The organism is Microcella sp., assembly GCF_046293215.1.
GTDB lineage: Bacteria > Actinomycetota > Actinomycetes > Actinomycetales > Microbacteriaceae > Microcella.
The window spans coordinates 78,371-94,174 of the sequence record NZ_JBKBPI010000007.1 but is presented as its reverse complement, the minus strand read 5'-3'; the positions used below and the strand labels follow the sequence as shown (position 1 = coordinate 94,174).

Here is a 15,804-nt window from a genome sequence, read left to right as displayed (position 1 = left end):
GATCAGTCCTCGCCGAGGAAACTCATCACGTGCTTGATCCGCGTGTAGTCCTCGAAGCCGTAGTGCGAGAGGTCCTTGCCGTAACCGGAGTGCTTGAAGCCACCGTGTGGCATGTCGCTGACGAACGGAATGTGTGTGTTGATCCACACGCAGCCGAAGTCAAGGTCGCGGCTGAAGCGCATGGCCCTGGCGTGGTGGTCGGTCCACACGGACGCCGCCAGGGCGTACCGCACGCCGTTCGCCAGGGCGAGCGCCTCCTCCTCGGTGCGGAAGGTCTGCACCGTGAGGACCGGCCCGAAGATCTCCTCCTGCACCGCCTCGTCGTCCTGCTGCATGCCCGTGACGATGGTCGCCTCGTAGAAGTAGCCCCGGTCGCCCTGCCGGGCACCGCCGGTGACAATGTCGGCGTGCGCGGGGAGTCGGTCGACGACACCCGATACGCGGGCGAGCTGGTCGGCGTTGTTGAGGGCGCCATACAGGATGCCCTCCTCGTGCGGCGCGCCCGTCTTCGCGTGGCTGCGGGCTCGGGCCGCGAGCGCCGCCACCACCTCGTCGTGAATCGACTCGTGCACGATAACGCGGGTCGCGGCCGTGCAGTCTTGGCCGGCGTTGAAGTACGCGGCCAGCACGAGCCCCTCCGCCACGGCAGCCGGGTCGGCGTCGGGGAACACGATGGCCGGCGCCTTGCCGCCCAATTCGAGGTGGACCCGCTTCAGATCGTCCGCCGCCGCGCGGGCAACCTGCATACCGGCTCGCACCGAACCGGTGATCGCCACCATTTGCGGGGTCGGGTGCTGCAGGAGCGCCGCACCGGTCGAACGGTCGCCCGTGACGACATTGAGGACTCCGGCGGGCAGGTGTTCCGCGGCAAGCCTGGCCAGGAGGAGCGTCGACTGCGGCGTCGTGTCTGACGGCTTCAGGACGACCGTGTTGCCGGCGGCGATGGCCGGGGCGATTTTCCAGACCGCCATGTTGAGCGGGTAGTTCCAGGGGGTCACCTGGCCGATGACGCCTATGGGTTCGCGGCGAATGAACGAGGTGTGGCCGGCCAGGTATTCGCCCGCCGAACGCCCGTCGAGGTCGCGGGCGGCGCCGGCGAAGAATCGCAGCTGATCGACCGACTGATCGATTTCGTCGGCCACGAGCGACGCGCGCGGCTTACCCGTGTCTTGCGACTCCAGGTCGGCGAACTCGTCAGCGCGCGCCTCCATGGCATCGGCAAGGCGGAAGAGCGCGAGCTGACGCTCGGCGGGGGTCGTGCGCCCCCAGGAGGCAAAGGCGCGCTCAGCGGCGGCGTAGGCACGGTCGATCTCGACCTGCGGGGAGATGGGGGCGTGCGCGTACACCTCCTCCGTCGCGGGGTCGATGAGGGCGATGGCGTCGTCGGCGACGCTGTCGACCTCGGCTCCGTCGATAATCGGGCGCAGGATCGTCTCACTCATAGGGCCCACGATAGTCGGGCGCGCCGCGTGAATCCAGAGGTCAACGACGGAATCCGTCGCATTTATCCCCAACATGATGCGGAATCGCTTGCCAAAGGTCGTTACCGCTGTCAGAATCAGGAGCATGTCCGCACGCCCGAAGCCGGTCCAGCTCGACGACGTCTCCAAAGCTATCGTCGAACAGCTGCAGACCGACGGCCGACGCTCGTACGCCGAAATCGGCAAGGCAGTCGGTCTCAGCGAGGCCGCCGTGCGCCAGCGCGTGCAGAAGCTCACCGATGCCGGGGTCATGCAGGTTGTCGCCGTCACCGACCCCATGCAGTTGGGCTTCTACCGACAGGCGATGATCGGCGTTCGGGTGACGGGCGACACGACCGCGGTCGCGGAGACCCTCGCGAGTATTCCCGCGGTCGACTACGTCGTATTGACCGCGGGCAGCTTCGACATCCTCGCCGAGGTTGTCTGCGAGAACGACGACGACCTGATCAGCCTGCTCAACACCCGCATCCGCGGCATCGAGGGCGTCGCGAGCACCGAGACCTTCGTCTATCTACGACTGCAAAAGCAGTTCTACAACTGGGGAACGAGATGAGTATCTTCACGCGCAGCAAAAAGAAGGCCGCCACGGCCGACACCACCCACCACGACGCGCACACCGCGCAGCACACCGTCGACGACGGCGTCCTCGCGGGTGCCATCGCCGCGAGCGAGCACGCTGACCTGCAGCGCAAGGCGAAGGACCACCTCTGGATGCACTTCGCGCGTCAGTCCGGCATGGAGGCCGGCAACGGCGTGCCCATCATCGTGCGCGGTGAGGGCCACCACGTCTACGACGCCGACGGCAAGAAGTACATCGACGGCCTCTCCGGCCTGTTCGTCGTGCAGGTGGGTCACGGGCGTGAGCGTCTCGCCGAAGCCGCCCGCAAGCAGGCCGAGGAACTGGCCTTCTTCCCGCTGTGGTCGTACGCCCACCCCGCGGCGATCGAACTCGCTGACAAGCTCGCCGACTACGCCCCCGGCGACCTCAACCGTGTCTTCTTCACGACCGGCGGTGGCGAAGCGGTCGAATCGGCCTGGAAGCTCGCCAAGCAGTACTTCAAGCTCATGGGTAAGCCCATGAAGCACAAGGTCATCTCGCGCGCCGTCGCCTATCACGGCACGCCGCAGGGCGCACTCGCGATCACCGGCATTCCCGGCATGAAAGAGATGTTCGAGCCGCTCACCCCCGGCGGGTTCCGCGTGCCGAACACCAACTACTACCGCGCCGAAGAGATGGGCTTCCACGGGTCGCTGGAGGAGTTCGGCCAGTGGGCGGCGAACCGCATCGAGGAGGCGATCCTCTTTGAAGGCCCCGACACCGTCGCCGCGGTGTTCCTCGAGCCGGTACAGAACTCGGGCGGCTGCTTCCCGCCGCCTCCGGGATACTTCCAGCGCGTTCGCGAGATCTGCGACACGTACGACGTCCTGCTCGTCAGCGACGAGGTGATTTGCGCCTACGGACGCATCGGCGAGATGTTCGCGTGCACCGCTCTCGGCTACGTTCCCGACATCATCACGAGCGCGAAGGGCCTCACCAGTGGCTACTCGCCGCTCGGAGCGATGATCGTCTCGGACCGCATCTACGAGCCCTTCAAGCACGGGCAGACCGCGTTCTACCACGGCTACACCTTCGCGGGGCACCCCGTCTCGGCCGCCGTCGCGCTCGAGAACCTCGCGATCATGGAGGAGGAGAACATCCTCCAGAACGTTCGCGAGAACTCGCCGAAGTTCCGCGCCGCCCTCGAGCGGCTCAAGGACCTGCCGATCGTCGGCGACGTGCGCGGTGAGGGCTACTTCTTCGGCATCGAGCTCGTGAAGAACAAGGAAACGCGCGAAACCTTCAACGAGGACGAGTCGGAGCGCCTGCTGCGCGGTTTCCTCTCCAAGGCGTTGTTCGACGCCGGCCTGTACTGCCGCGCCGACGACCGCGGCGACCCCGTCATCCAGCTCGCGCCGCCGCTCACCATCGGCGAGAAGGAGTTCGACGAGATCGAGGCGATCCTGCGCGCGGTGCTCACCGAGGCATCCAACCGCCTGTAAGCGGCGACGACTCGGGCGGGCGGCCGCGACCTTAGCGGCGACCCGCCCGAGTGTCCAGCCCTCGCAGCGCGCGACGAACTCCGCCATACTCGGCAGATGACGACGACGGCTGCGCCCCGGCACCTGCCCGCGACTCGGCGGCGCCCGCGCGTGTGGGACCCCGCCGCCGTGCTCATGCTCGCGGGGCTCATCGCCGTGAACGCCGTCATCGCCACCGTCGGCTCCGCCGTATCCCGGCCCCACATCCAGGGCTGGTACGCCGACGTCACTCCCCCGATCTGGGTGCCGCCGAACTGGGCATTCGGCGTCGTATGGTCGGCGCTGTATGTCGCGATCTCGGTGGCGGCGTGGCTCATCTGGCGCGAGCGGCGCCGGCGACGCGTGAAGACCGCGCTGACGGCCTACGTCGTCCAGATGGTGCTCAACAGCCTGTGGTCGCCCGTGTTTTTCGCCCTGTATCCCGCCATCGGCTCCCTCGCCACGTGGCTCGCGCTCGGCATCCACATGGCGCTGTTGCTCTCCCTGGTTGTCATGGTCAGCGAGTTTTGGCAGGTGCGCCGTACCGCGAGCATCCTGACCGCGCCGTACGCCATCTGGGTGATCTACGCGGCCTCCATCACCGTGGCCTACGCGGTCGTCCTGCCCTAGCGCTGCGGTCACGGCACGCGCGGGCTGCGCCGGCCGGTTTCGGCTGCTCATGAGTCGACGCGCAGGGGACGTGGAGACTCGACTTCTACGCTCATGGCGTGATTGAGCAGGGACGACCAGGCGCGACCACCGCGACCGCTGGCCGAGAGACGCCGCGGCCCTCGCGTTCCCGGTCGATCGCCACGCTGCTCGCCTTCCTCGTCATCAGCGCGGCCGTCGCCGCAACGGGGGCGCTCGTCGCTGCTCACGCTGCCGCCGGCTGGTACGCCACGGCAGACAAGCCGATGTGGACTCCGGCTGACGACGTCTTCGCTCCCGTGCTGGCTCTCACCTACGGACTCATGGCGATCGGCGCGTGGCTCGTCTGGCAGACGCCCGAGACGGAAGAACGCTCCGCTGCGCTCACCGTCTACATTCTTCAGCTGGCCCTCGGCGCGGTGTGGGCTCCCGCGTTCTTCGGCCTCGGCGGCGTCGTGGGGGCCGCCGGACCGTGGGCCGCCCTGGTCGTGATTGTGCTCGCGGCGATTGTGCTGCTTGCCACGCTATTCCGCTTCTGGGAGTTGACCCGGGCGGGCGCCGTGATGCTTCTGCCCGCCTTCGCGTGGGTGCTGTACGCCATGACGCTCAACGCGGCGATCGCCGTCCTCGCGCTCTAGCCAGGCGGCGCACGTTACCGTGGACGGGTGACCGTCGACGAGACCCGACGCCTTCCGCCCGCCGCCCGGGTGGGGCGCGCGATCGCCCTCACCCTCGCGCTCATTCTGGTGGCCGTCCAGCTCGTGCTCATCGGCGGACTGGCCTGGGCGACGCAGAATCCGCGGGTCGTCGCCGACCACTGGACGGTCTCTCGTTACACACCACCGACCGAGATTGCGGCGTTGGCCGATCGTGCGGGGCTCAGCGAGCGCGGCCGTTTTCTGTTCTACGCCAGCCGTCCCGAGGTCGTCCCCGCAGCGCAGTTCGACGAGGTGTGCACCTTCCGTGAACCCGGCATCGGCGTGCTCGGCTGCTACACGCTGAGCGAGGGGCGCATCTTCCTCTTTCCGATCAGCTCGCCCGACCTCGAGGGGCTTCAGGTGGTTGTCGCCGCGCATGAGATGCTGCACGCCGCCTGGGACCGCATGACCTCCGCCGAGCAGGATGCGCTTGCTGGCCCGCTCGAGGAGGCCTTCGCCGCTCTCGGCCCCGATCACGAGCTGGTGGAACGCATTGCGCTGTACGAGGAACTCGATCCCGGATCGCGGATTCCCGAGCTCTACGCGATTCTCGGCACGGAGGTGGCCGAACTCTCGTCCGTTCTCAGCGACCACTATGCGGGGTGGTTCGACGACCGTGGGCGCGTCACTGCCCTGTACGCGGAGGCAAACGCCGTCTTCCGCGATCTCGACCAGAGACTCGAGGCGCTCAACGCCGATCTCACGGAACTCTCGGCCGTCATCGATGACGATCGCGCCGACTTTCTGCGCGAATCCGACGAATTGGCCGCCGACATCGCCGACTTCAACGAGCGCGCCAATACGCCAGGAGCCTTTGACAGCGAAGAGCAGTTCGCGGCCGAACGCGCCGAAATCATCGCGCGTCAGGAGGCTCTCGAAGCCTCGCGCGACGCTCTGAACGACGCCGTCGACCGGTACAACGCACTGGTTGCCGACTTGGAGGCGCTGAACGCCGAGGCTGCGGAACTCAACCGCGCGATCAACATCTCCGTCACCCCGCAGGACACGGAGCCCGACCGCTAGATCGGAAACAGCCGATCGATTTCCTCGAGGTCGTCGGCCGTCGGGACCCACGCCGCCGCGGCGGACGCGTTCTGCGCGACCTGCTCGACGGTTGTGGCCCCGGCAATGACGGACGCCATGGCGGGACGCGACAGCAGCCACCCGATCGTCGCCTCGAGCATCCCGATTCCGCGATCGGAGCAGAAGGTCGCGTAGGCATCGATGGCATCCCACGGGGCGTTCTCGAGCAAGTGGGGGCGCTGGCGCATGATGCGGGTGTCCGCGGGGCCGCCGGAGCGACTGAATTTGCCGGTGAACAACCCGTTGTACAGCGGGAACCACGGCAGGAATCCGACCCCGTAGGCCTCGGCGACCGGCAGGAGTTCGCGTTCCGCCTCCCGGGTGAGCAGGTTGAACTCGTTCTGCGCCGAGATGAAGCGTTCGTGGCCTCGCCATTGAGCGACCAGGTCAGCCTCGACCAGCTGCCACGCCGCAAAGTTCGAGTGGCCGATGTAGCGCACCTTGCCCTCGTCGATGAGCTCGTCAAGTGCGGCGAGCGTTTCCTCGATCGGGGTGAGGGGGTCAGGGGTGTGCAGCTGGTAGAGATCGATCCAGTCGGTCTTCAAACGCGACAGGCTCTGCTCGACGGCGAGCCGCACATAGCGGCGCGAGCCCCGTGCACCCCAGTGCGGAATGGGGCTCTCGTAGTCGGTGTGGCCGAACTTGGTGGCGAGCACGATCTGGTCGCGCTTACCCGCGAGCGCCCTCCCCATCATCTCTTCGCTGCGGCCGTAGCTGTAGCCGTAGATGTCGGCCGTGTCGAACAGCGTGATGCCGTGATCGATCGCGGCGTGCATCACCCGGGCCGCGCCCTCGTCGTCTTCGGTCGCCGTGCCGGGTCGGCCAAAGTTGTTGCAGCCGAGTCCGACGCTCGAGACCCGCAGGCCTGAGGTGCCGAGGGTGCGGTAGGTCATGTCCGTCATGTCCCCCATCCTCCCAAACGTCGAGGAGGTGCTCCGCCTCCCCATCTCGACGCGGATGCTCGGAAACGGTCGCATGCGCCCGGTAGCGTTCGCGCATGCCCGATTCCCTCACCCTCCCCTCCCCCGATACTGATCTCGCGACCGTGCGTGGTCCTGACGGGCGGCCGCGGTGCGCGTGGGTCGGCGATGTGGACGAGCTGCGCCGCTATCACGACGACGAGTGGGGCGTGCCCGTCCGCGGCAACCAGGGGCTGTTCGAGCGCCTGGCACTGGAGGGCTTTCAGTCCGGGCTGTCGTGGCTGACGATTCTGCGCCGCCGCGACGCGTTTCGGCGGGCATTTGCCGGCTTCGACCCGGCCGTGGTCGCGGAGTACGGCGAGGCTGACGTTCAGCGCCTGCTCGACGATTCCACGATCATCCGCAACCGCCGCAAGATTGAGGCGACCATCGCGAACGCGCGGGCACTCGTGTCGTGGCAGTCTGAGCAACCGCACGGTCTCGACGCGCTTGTGTGGTCATTCGCACCCGAGCCCTCTGCGCGCCGGCGCCCGGCGACGCTCGCGGAGATTTCGGCCCACACCGACGCGTCGCGCGCCCTCGCGGCGACCCTGAAGGCCCGTGGTTTTCGCTTCGTGGGCCCCACGACCATGTATGCCCTGCTGCAGGCAACCGGTGTCGTCGACGATCACGTCGCCGGTTGTTGGCGCTCGGCAGGCTGACGCGCGATCGCGTCAGCGGTCGTGGGGCACGACCAGTTCGAGTGCCGTGTCGCCCGTGCGTCGCAGTTCCCACCCGATGTCGCGGGCGTGCGTGCACAGCGCGTCGAGCGTGGGCGGAACCGGTCCGGCGGTTACGAGGTCGCGAACGAACAGCCCCTTGCCGCGCTTATTGAAGTGGTTCAGCGCGCGCGTCGTGCCGTCCGCGTCGCGCGCCACGACGGAGACACTCGCGACTTCGCGGCCCGGAGCGGGCGCAGGCAGGGGGCCGAGCGCCGCATAGCTGGCCGACCGCAGGTCGACGAGGGTCTCCCCCGTGTCGGCGAGAGCCTCGGTGCTCGGCCGCGCCCACAGCGATGTCATGACCACGCCGGGAAGGCGGGAGCCCGCGGAGAGGCGGTATGCCGGTATCGGCTCGAGAGCGCCCACCAGGCCACAGAGTGCCGACTGCACAACCACGGAGCGGCCGAGTTCGTCTCGCGCCGGCTCCGACAGAGAACCCGCGTCCAGCGCGTCGTACAGCACCCCGGTGTAGCGGTCGACGGCGGGCATCACGGGAGCACCGTCGAGTGCCCGGTCACGCGCGATCTCGGCGGGGGCAGCGCGGTGGCCGACCTTCAGCGCGCGGGCGATCGCCTCATCGTCTGAACCGGCAACAAGAGCCGCGAGAGCCTGGCGTGCCACGGCGCGCTGCTCATCCAGCTGGGGAAACCGGGCCGTCTCGTCGGCGCTGCGCGGGTGGCCCCCGTCGCGCTTCGTCTCCGACGGGGGAAGCAGGATGATCGTCACGATCGCAGGAACGCGACCGCGCGATCGACGAGCTCGGGAAGGGGCTGAATCGTGTCGAGCTGAAGGCGCGGGCGCTGCTCGGCCAGGTGCGACCAGGGGGCGTACTCGTCGAGCGACTGCTCGACCGCATACCAGGAGGGCTCGGCAATGTGCGCCAGATCGCGTCGTCGCTGCTCGAGCCGAGCGCGATGCACGTCACGGTCGCTGCAGACAACCTCGATGAAGCGCGTCTCGACGCCGTAGCGATCGCCGAGCAGCACCCACTGCTCACGCGCCGGCTGCACCGCGTTGACCGCGTCGACGATGAGACTCTGCCGAGATCGCAGCACCGCCTCGGCGATGCGCTCGGCAACGAGGTAGGCGGCGAGCCCCGTGGGCTGGCCCGCATCGATGCCGGCGCTCAAGATGGCCGACTCGAGAGGATCAACGGAGACCACCGGGATCGACAGTCGTGCCGCAATCTGCTCGGCCACGGCCGACTTCCCCGCGCCGGGGAGGCCGGCCATGGCAACGAGCACGAAGAACTACTGGATCTCGGCGAAGCCCGCGACGACCGTCACGGTGTCGTTCTCGACCGAGAGGAAGCCGTCTTCCGCACGCGCGATGATGGGCGAACCCGACACGGGGGTGATACGAACCTCTCCCGCGCCGAGGATCCCGAGGACGGGTTCGTGGCCGGGAAGGATACCAATCTCACCCTCGGTCGTGCGCGCGACGATCTGCTTCGCCGCGCCCGACCACACTTCGCGGTCGGCCGCGACGACGCTGACGGACAGCTCTGCCACGATTACTCGTTCTCCGCCTGGATCTTGGCCCACTTCTCTTCGACGTCGCTGATCGAGCCGACGTTGAAGAAGGCCTGCTCGGCCACGTGGTCGAAGTCACCGCGGGCAATCGCGTCGAACGACTCGATCGTGTCCTTCAGCGGCACCGTGGAGCCCTCGACACCGGTGAACTTCTTCGCCATGTAGGTGTTCTGCGAGAGGAACTGCTGGATACGGCGTGCGCGCGACACCGTGATCTTGTCTTCCTCGCTCAACTCGTCGACACCGAGGATCGCGATGATCTCTTGCAGTTCCTTGTTCTTCTGCAGGATCTGCTTGACCGTGGTGGCCACGCGGTAGTGGTCCTCACCGATGTAGAGCGGGTCGAGGATGCGGCTCGTCGAGGTGAGCGGGTCGACCGCGGGGTAGAGGCCCTTCGACGCGATCTCACGGCTCAGCTCGGTCGTCGCGTCGAGGTGCGCGAACGTGGTCGCCGGGGCCGGGTCGGTGTAGTCGTCGGCGGGCACGTAGATCGCCTGCAGCGAGGTGATCGAGTGACCGCGCGTCGAGGTGATGCGCTCCTGGAGGATACCCATCTCATCGGCGAGGTTCGGCTGGTAACCCACGGCCGAGGGCATACGACCGAGCAGGGTCGACACCTCCGAACCGGCCTGCGTGAAGCGGAAGATGTTGTCGATGAACAGCAGAACGTCCTGCTTCTGCACGTCACGGAAGTACTCGGCCATCGTCAGGGCCGACAGCGCCACGCGTAGACGGGTGCCCGGGGGCTCGTCCATCTGGCCGAAGACGAGGGCGGTCTTGTCGAAGACGCCGGCCTCCTCCATTTCCTGGATGAGGTCATTGCCCTCACGAGTGCGCTCACCAACGCCGGCGAACACGGACACACCACCGTGGTCCTGCGCCACGCGCTGGATCATCTCCTGGATGAGGACGGTCTTGCCGACGCCGGCACCTCCGAAGAGGCCGATCTTTCCACCCTGCACGTACGGGGTCAGCAGGTCGATGACCTTGATGCCCGTCTCGAACAGCTGGGTCTTCGACTCGAGCTGGTCGAACGCCGGGGGCTTGCGGTGGATCGGCCAGCGCTCGGTCACCTCGATGGTCTCGCCCGGCTCGGCGTTCAGTACCTCACCGATGACGTTGAAGACCTTGCCCTTGGTGACGTCACCGACGGGCACCGAGATGGCGGCACCGGTGTCGCGCACCTCCTGGCCACGAACGAGGCCGTCGGTCGGCTTCAGCGCGATGGCGCGGATGAGGTCGTCTCCGAGGTGCTGCGCGACCTCGAGGGTCAGCGTGGTGGTCTCGGAACCGATCGTGATGTCGGTCTCGAGCGCGTTGTAGATGCCGGGGATGGCATCGTGCGGGAACTCGATGTCGACGACCGGGCCGGTGACGCGTGCGACGCGGCCGACGCCAGCGACAGCGGCCGGCTGGGCCTGCTTCTTCGTGGTTGCGGTAGCCATGGGTGCTTTTCCCTTTTCTTGTGGTTACTTCGCCGATACCAGGGCGTCGGCGCCGCCCACGATCTCGGAAATCTGCTGGGTGATCTCGGCCTGACGCGCGTTGTTCGCCAGGCGCGTGTAGTCGAGGATGAGCTTGTCGGCGTTGTCGCTGGCCGACTTCATCGCCTTCTGTCGTGCCGCGTGCTCGGACGCGGCGGACTGCAGCATGGCGTTGAAGATGCGGCTCTCGATGTACACCGGCAACAGCGCATCGAGAACGTTGTCGGCTTCCGGCTCGAACTCGTAGAGCGGCAGGAGCTCGGTGTCGTCGGGCTCGTCGACACCGTCGACGATCTCGAGCGGCAGGACGCGCACGATCTCGGGGGTCTGCGACACGAGATTCACGAAGCGGTTGTAGACGATGTGGATCTCGTCGACGCCCCCCTCGTTCTCGCCGCCGAGAAGGAAGGCATCGACGAGGGTGTCGCCGATGTCCTTCGCGGTCTCGAACTGCGGCTGGTCGGTGTTGCCCGTCCACTCTTTCGCTGCCGTGCGGCGCCGGAAGGCGAAGTACTGCACGGCCTTCCGGCCGACGAGGTAGTGAACCACCTCTTTACCCTCGCCCTCGAGCCGCGTGCGCAGCTCAGCCGCCTCGCGGATGACCTGCGAGCTGAACGCTCCCGCGAGACCTCGGTCGGAGGTGAACACCACGACCGCTGCCCGCTTCGGGTTCTCGCGTTCCGTCGTCAGGACGTGGTCAACGTTTGAATACGTCGCCACGGCCGACACGGCGCGTGTCACCGCGCGTGCGTACGGCGTCGAGGCCGCCATCCGCGCCTGCGCCTTCTGAATACGCGAGGCGGAGATGAGCTCCATCGCTCGCGTAATCTTCTTGGTCGTCTGGGCAGAGCGGATCTTCTGCCGGTAGACCCGGAGTTGCGCTCCCATGAAAGTCGTCTTTCCTTCGGTGTGGACGTCGTCGGATGGTCTCGTCAGCGCTTGCGGCGGACGATCTTCTCCTGGTTGATGTCCTCGGCCTCGGTCTCGTCGAACTCTTCGTGCCCGGCCTGAACGCCTCCGGCGCCACCACCCACGAACTCGGCGACGAAGCTGTCGACCGCCTTCTCGAGCTCGGCCTCGGTGGCGTCGTCAAGAACGTTGGTCTCGGCGAGCGTCGTCAGGATCGACGTGTTGCGACGCAGGTGGTCGAGCAGCTCGCGCTCGAACGTCAAGACGTCGTCGACGGCGATCGTGTCGAGCTTGCCCTTCGTTCCGGCCCAGATCGACACAACCTGCTCTTCCACCGGGTACGGCGAGTACTGCGGCTGCTTGAGCAGCTCGGTCAGGCGCGCACCGCGGGCGAGCTGACGACGGCTGGCGGCGTCGAGGTCGGAGGCGAACATCGCGAACGCTTCGAGCGAGCGGTACTGCGCCAGCTCGAGCTTCAAGGTTCCGGAAACCTTCTTGATGCTCTTCACCTGGGCGTCACCACCGACGCGGGACACCGAGATACCGACGTCGACAGCGGGGCGCTGGTTCGCGTTGAACAGGTCGGACTGGAGGAAGATCTGGCCGTCGGTGATCGAGATCACGTTGGTCGGAATGTAGGCCGACACGTCGTTCGCCTTCGTTTCGATGATCGGAAGACCCGTCATCGACCCCGCACCCAGGTCGTCGGAGAGCTTCGCGCAACGCTCGAGCAGGCGCGAGTGCAGGTAGAAGACGTCACCGGGGTACGCCTCGCGGCCCGGCGGACGACGCAGCAGCAGCGAGACGGCGCGGTAGGCCTCCGCCTGCTTCGACAGGTCGTCGAAGATGATCAGCACGTGCTTGCCGCCGTACATCCAGTGCTGGCCGATGGCCGAACCGGTGTACGGAGCGAGGTACTTGAAGCCCGCAGGGTCAGAGGCGGGAGCGGCCACGATCGTCGTGTACTCCATGGCGCCGGCCTCTTCGAGCGCGCCCTTCACGGCCGCGATCGTCGAGCCCTTCTGACCAACCGCGACGTAGATGCAGCGCACCTGCTTCGTCGGGTCGCCGGACTCCCAGTTCGACTTCTGGTTGATAATCGTGTCGATCGCGATGGCGGTCTTACCGGTCTGGCGGTCGCCGATGATGAGCTGGCGCTGACCGCGACCGATCGGGATCATGGCGTCGATCGCCTTGATGCCGGTCTGCATCGGCTCGTGCACGCTCTTACGCTGCATGACGCCCGGCGCCTGCAGCTCGAGGGCGCGGCGGCCCTCGCTGGCGATGTCGCCGAGACCGTCGATGGGCGCACCCAGCGGGTCAACGACGCGGCCCAGGTACCCGTCACCGACGGGAACCGAGAGGACCTCTCCGGTGCGGGTCACCTCCATGCCCTCGACGATGCCGGTGAACTCGCCGAGCACGACGACACCGATCTCGTTCTCGTCGAGGTTCAGCGCGAGGCCCTGCGTGCCGTCCGCGAAGCGGACGAGCTCGTTGGCCATGACGCTCGGCAGGCCGGCGACGTGGGCAATGCCGTCGGCGGCGTCGACGACGCGCCCTACCTCGGTCGCGGCGACGGCACTGGGCTCGTACGAGTTCGCGAAATCTTTCAGCGCATCGCGGATCTCATCCGGGCTGATCGAAAGTTCTGCCATGTCTTTTCCTTCGTCGTCGCGTCCCGCATTCGGGCCGCTGGATGGTGAGCCGGCGCTACCGCGCCAGCTGAAGCGTGAGATCGGTCAATCGCGCGGCGATGCTGCCGTCGATGACCTCGTATCCAACCTGGATGCGCGCACCGCCCACCACGGACGGGTCGACGACCTGCACCACGAGGTGCTCGCGGCCGTAGCGCTCGCGCACGGTTGCGGCGACGGCAGCGAGCTGCGCGTCGGTCAGGGGTCGAGCCACGGTGACCGTGGCGAGCCCGCGACCCGACTCGTCGGCGACGAGCTCGGCTCCCGTGCGCACGAGTTCACCGATGCGGCGTCCGCGCGGTGCCCGGACGAGGTGGCCGATGACGGCGCGCGCCTCGTCACTGGCCTTGCCAGCGAGAAGCGAGTCGATGACGGCTCCGCGGGTTTCGGGCGTGCCCCGGGTGCCGCTCAGCGCGAGCTCGAGGTCGGCGTTGCTCGCCACGAGCGCACCGATGGCGTGCAGCTCTCGGGCAACGCTCTCGGCGTCGGCAGCCGTCGCGGCGATGACGCGAATCCCGAGCTCTTCGATGCCCGCGACGAGGTCGCGGGTCGACGACCAGGACTGCGCCAGCGCCGCGTCGAGAATCGACCGGGCGGGGGCGGGTAGTTCGGCGAAGACGCGGTCACGCATCGTGGCACTGGCCGCGCTGTCGCCCGCGATGAGCGCGGACTGCAGCCCGGGCGACGCGTCGATGACGCGCGCCACGGCCAGCAGTTGCTCGCCAGCGAGCCGGTCAGTTCCCGTCGTCGACGAGACAGCCTGACGGGCCGCCTCGCGGGCGCTGCGCGTCGCGGACCCCATCTACTTCGCCGCCTTCTCGCCGGCTTCGAGGTCAGCGAGGAATCGGTCGACGATGGCCGCCGACTTCTTGTCATCGGCGAGGGTCTCGCCGATGACGCTGCCCGCCAACTGGATCGCCAGCGTGCCGACCTCGCTGCGCAGCGAGACGAGGGCGGCTTGGCGCTCCGCTTCGATCTGCTGCTGAGCCGTGGCCGTAATGCGAGCGGCCTCCGCCTGAGCCTGCTGCTTCAGGTCGGCGAGAATCGCCTGACCGTCGGCGCGCGCCTGCTCACGAATGCGGCCAGCCTCAGCGCGAGCGTCAGCGAGCAGCGAGTTGTACTCCTCCAGCTGCGCCGATGCCTCGGCCTGCGCGGCCTCGGCCTTGGCGATGCCGCCCTCGATGAGCTCCGCGCGCTCGTCCAGGATCTTCCGGAAGCGGGGCATGACCCAGAAGAAGAAGAACGCGAGGATCAGCGCGAAGGGCACCGCTGACCAAATGATGTCGTAGGCCGGGGGCAGGAAGAGCGCGGCTCCTGCCTCGGTCACGATCGTCGAGCTCGACAGCATGGGCACGCCTTACTGGAAGATGAAGAAGGTGGCGACGCCGATGAAGGCGAGGAGCTCGGCGAACGCGATGCCGAGGAACATCGTCACCTGCAGGCGACCAGCCATCTCGGGCTGGCGGGCCATCGCCTCGACGGTCTTGCCGGCGACGATACCCACGCCGATGCCGGGGCCGATGGCGGCGAGACCGTAGCCGACGGTGGCAATGTTGCCGGTGATCTGAGCGAGGATCGTGGAGTCCACGTGTGTTTCCTTCCGGTGTGGTCGCGACGCCGGGCGGCGGCGCGGTCAGGGGGTTAGTGGTGGTCGGACGCAGCCTGCTGGATGTAGACCGCGGTAAGCAGGGTGAAGACGTACGCCTGGAGAACGGCGATAAGCAACTCGAACAGCGTGATGACGATGCCGCCGGCGAGCGTCAGCGCGCCGAAGGCCGCTGCGGGCCCGGCGACGCTCACGAAGAAGAAGTTCGTGGCCGAGAACGCCAGCACGAGCAGCAGGTGGCCGACCATCATGTTCAGCAGAAGACGCAGTGCGAGCGATACCGGCCGCATGATGAAGATGTTGATCAGCTCGACGGGCGCCAGGAGCAGGTACAGCACGGGCGGCACACCCGGGGGGAAGAGCGCGTTGCGAATGAACGGCCAGCCGCCGACCTCGCGGATACCGGCGTAAATGAACGCCACGTAGGACACGAGCGCCATGGTGAGTGGCATGCCGACGAGCGATGTGCCCGCGATATTGGCGAACGGCACGATTCCGGTGATGTTCATCGCAAGGATGGCGAAGAACAGCGATGCCAGAAGCGGAAGGAAGCGGCGTCCCAGGCGCTCCCCGAGAATCTGCTCGGCGATCTGCACGCGCACGAAGTCGAGCGCCATCTCGGCGGCTCCTTGACCACGGCTGGGCACGAGGCGCGACTTGCGCAGCGCCAGGTACATGAGCAGCACCATGATCGCCAGCGCGATCAGACGCACCATGATGATGCGGTTGATCTCGAAGGGGGTGCCTTCAAAGAAGAGGGCGGGAAGACCGACGAACTCGTCGATCCCGGGGGCTTTGAACTGGCCGTCTTCGCCGGCGAAGGGTCGCAGGAGAGAGGCAGTGACGAGGGCAGAAGTAGACAGCGCAGTCTCCAAGATCAGGGCGTCGGTCAGATCAGAAAGCGAGGTGATCGGCGTGGGTGACCGG

The 15,804-nt window shown here is 67.4% G+C and carries 18 protein-coding genes; 6 read left to right on the top strand and 12 right to left on the bottom strand.

Features of this window, described 5'->3' with window-relative positions; genetic code table 11:
• Positions 1-2: 2 nt before the first annotated feature.
• Positions 3-1,442, bottom strand: a complete 1,440-nt coding sequence (locus ACK4SC_RS07965; RefSeq protein WP_409616879.1) for a gamma-aminobutyraldehyde dehydrogenase — start codon at positions 1,440-1,442, stop codon at positions 3-5.
• Positions 1,443-1,566: 124 nt separating this feature from the next.
• Here ACK4SC_RS07965 and ACK4SC_RS07960 point away from each other — a divergent pair, with 124 nt between their 5' ends.
• The 5 genes from ACK4SC_RS07960 to ACK4SC_RS07940 all read left to right on the top strand — a co-directional run bounded on the left by ACK4SC_RS07960 (position 1,567) and on the right by ACK4SC_RS07940 (position 5,908).
• On the top strand, positions 1,567-2,034 hold the full coding sequence (locus ACK4SC_RS07960; protein WP_409616878.1) for an Lrp/AsnC family transcriptional regulator: 468 nt from the start codon (positions 1,567-1,569) through the stop codon (positions 2,032-2,034).
• Positions 2,031-3,521 carry an aspartate aminotransferase family protein gene (locus ACK4SC_RS07955; protein ID WP_409616877.1) on the top strand — a complete coding sequence of 497 codons (1,491 nt, stop codon included), beginning with the start codon at positions 2,031-2,033 and terminating at the stop codon, positions 3,519-3,521. The genes ACK4SC_RS07960 and ACK4SC_RS07955 overlap by 4 nt, the downstream gene beginning before the upstream one ends.
• Positions 3,522-3,617: 96 nt before the next feature.
• The gene (locus tag ACK4SC_RS07950) at positions 3,618-4,169 is read left to right on the top strand and encodes a TspO/MBR family protein (RefSeq protein WP_409616876.1); all 552 of its coding nucleotides are present in this window, start codon (positions 3,618-3,620) and stop codon (positions 4,167-4,169) included.
• A gap of 98 nt (positions 4,170-4,267) precedes the next feature.
• Positions 4,268-4,825 (top strand): TspO/MBR family protein, encoded by a 558-nt coding sequence (locus ACK4SC_RS07945; RefSeq protein WP_409616875.1) that lies wholly within the window; start codon positions 4,268-4,270, stop codon positions 4,823-4,825.
• Positions 4,826-4,852: 27 nt separating this feature from the next.
• Positions 4,853-5,908, top strand: coding sequence for a hypothetical protein (locus ACK4SC_RS07940; protein ID WP_409616874.1), 1,056 nt, complete (start codon positions 4,853-4,855; stop codon positions 5,906-5,908).
• On the opposite strand, the gene ACK4SC_RS07935 is transcribed toward ACK4SC_RS07940, so the two are convergent.
• Complete coding sequence (locus ACK4SC_RS07935) at positions 5,905-6,870, bottom strand: aldo/keto reductase (protein ID WP_409616873.1); 966 nt, start codon at positions 6,868-6,870, stop codon at positions 5,905-5,907. The two genes, ACK4SC_RS07940 and ACK4SC_RS07935, sit on opposite strands and share 4 nt — an antisense overlap.
• Positions 6,871-6,965: 95 nt before the next feature.
• On the opposite strand from ACK4SC_RS07935, the gene ACK4SC_RS07930 reads away from it, so the two are divergent.
• Complete coding sequence (locus tag ACK4SC_RS07930) at positions 6,966-7,589, top strand: DNA-3-methyladenine glycosylase I (protein ID WP_409616872.1); 624 nt, start codon at positions 6,966-6,968, stop codon at positions 7,587-7,589.
• 12 nt (positions 7,590-7,601) lie between these two features.
• On the opposite strand, the gene ACK4SC_RS07925 is transcribed toward ACK4SC_RS07930, so the two are convergent.
• The 10 genes from ACK4SC_RS07925 to atpB are packed head-to-tail and all read right to left on the bottom strand — an operon-like array spanning position 7,602 to position 15,752.
• Positions 7,602-8,375, bottom strand: a complete 774-nt coding sequence (locus ACK4SC_RS07925) for a YaaA family protein (RefSeq protein ID WP_409616871.1) — start codon at positions 8,373-8,375, stop codon at positions 7,602-7,604.
• A complete protein-coding gene (locus ACK4SC_RS07920; protein WP_409616870.1) occupies positions 8,372-8,893 on the bottom strand; it encodes an AAA family ATPase in 522 nt (173 codons plus the stop codon). Before ACK4SC_RS07920 ends, ACK4SC_RS07925 begins: the two co-directional genes overlap by 4 nt.
• A gap of 6 nt (positions 8,894-8,899) precedes the next feature.
• Positions 8,900-9,160 (bottom strand): F0F1 ATP synthase subunit epsilon, encoded by a 261-nt coding sequence (locus tag ACK4SC_RS07915; protein WP_096422053.1) that lies wholly within the window; start codon positions 9,158-9,160, stop codon positions 8,900-8,902.
• A 2-nt stretch (positions 9,161-9,162) separates the two neighbouring features.
• Entirely contained in the window at positions 9,163-10,626 is a 1,464-nt protein-coding gene (gene atpD, locus ACK4SC_RS07910) for a F0F1 ATP synthase subunit beta (protein ID WP_409616869.1), read from the bottom strand.
• 24 nt (positions 10,627-10,650) lie between these two features.
• On the bottom strand, positions 10,651-11,553 hold the full coding sequence (locus ACK4SC_RS07905) for a F0F1 ATP synthase subunit gamma (RefSeq protein WP_409616868.1): 903 nt from the start codon (positions 11,551-11,553) through the stop codon (positions 10,651-10,653).
• Between the two features lie 44 nt (positions 11,554-11,597).
• Positions 11,598-13,232: a F0F1 ATP synthase subunit alpha gene (gene atpA, locus ACK4SC_RS07900; RefSeq protein WP_409616867.1), complete on the bottom strand. Its 1,635-nt coding sequence runs from the start codon at positions 13,230-13,232 to the stop codon at positions 11,598-11,600.
• Positions 13,233-13,287: 55 nt separating this feature from the next.
• The gene (locus ACK4SC_RS07895; protein WP_409616866.1) at positions 13,288-14,073 is read right to left on the bottom strand and encodes a F0F1 ATP synthase subunit delta; all 786 of its coding nucleotides are present in this window, start codon (positions 14,071-14,073) and stop codon (positions 13,288-13,290) included.
• Positions 14,074-14,619, bottom strand: a complete 546-nt coding sequence (locus ACK4SC_RS07890) for a F0F1 ATP synthase subunit B (protein ID WP_409616864.1) — start codon at positions 14,617-14,619, stop codon at positions 14,074-14,076.
• Positions 14,620-14,628: 9 nt separating this feature from the next.
• The gene (gene atpE, locus ACK4SC_RS07885; protein ID WP_100823046.1) at positions 14,629-14,859 is read right to left on the bottom strand and encodes an ATP synthase F0 subunit C; all 231 of its coding nucleotides are present in this window, start codon (positions 14,857-14,859) and stop codon (positions 14,629-14,631) included.
• 53 nt (positions 14,860-14,912) lie between these two features.
• A complete protein-coding gene (gene atpB / locus ACK4SC_RS07880) occupies positions 14,913-15,752 on the bottom strand; it encodes a F0F1 ATP synthase subunit A (RefSeq protein WP_409616862.1) in 840 nt (279 codons plus the stop codon).
• Positions 15,753-15,804: the final 52 nt, after the last annotated feature.

Excerpts from the sequence above, each read along its gene's own strand:
- ACK4SC_RS07965 (WP_409616879.1), bottom strand. The coding sequence starts at position 1,442 with ATGAGTGAGACGATCCTGCGCCCGATTATCGACGGAGCCGAGGTCGAC.
- ACK4SC_RS07960 (WP_409616878.1), top strand. The coding sequence starts at position 1,567 with ATGTCCGCACGCCCGAAGCCGGTCCAGCTCGACGACGTCTCCAAAGCT.
- ACK4SC_RS07955 (WP_409616877.1), top strand. The coding sequence starts at position 2,031 with ATGAGTATCTTCACGCGCAGCAAAAAGAAGGCCGCCACGGCCGACACC.
- ACK4SC_RS07950 (WP_409616876.1), top strand. The coding sequence starts at position 3,618 with ATGACGACGACGGCTGCGCCCCGGCACCTGCCCGCGACTCGGCGGCGC.
- ACK4SC_RS07935 (WP_409616873.1), bottom strand. The coding sequence starts at position 6,870 with ATGACGGACATGACCTACCGCACCCTCGGCACCTCAGGCCTGCGGGTC.
- ACK4SC_RS07930 (WP_409616872.1), top strand. The coding sequence starts at position 6,966 with ATGCCCGATTCCCTCACCCTCCCCTCCCCCGATACTGATCTCGCGACC.
- atpD (WP_409616869.1), bottom strand. The coding sequence starts at position 10,626 with ATGGCTACCGCAACCACGAAGAAGCAGGCCCAGCCGGCCGCTGTCGCT.
- ACK4SC_RS07905 (WP_409616868.1), bottom strand. The coding sequence starts at position 11,553 with ATGGGAGCGCAACTCCGGGTCTACCGGCAGAAGATCCGCTCTGCCCAG.
- atpA (WP_409616867.1), bottom strand. The coding sequence starts at position 13,232 with ATGGCAGAACTTTCGATCAGCCCGGATGAGATCCGCGATGCGCTGAAA.
- ACK4SC_RS07895 (WP_409616866.1), bottom strand. The coding sequence starts at position 14,073 with ATGGGGTCCGCGACGCGCAGCGCCCGCGAGGCGGCCCGTCAGGCTGTC.
- ACK4SC_RS07890 (WP_409616864.1), bottom strand. The coding sequence starts at position 14,619 with ATGCTGTCGAGCTCGACGATCGTGACCGAGGCAGGAGCCGCGCTCTTC.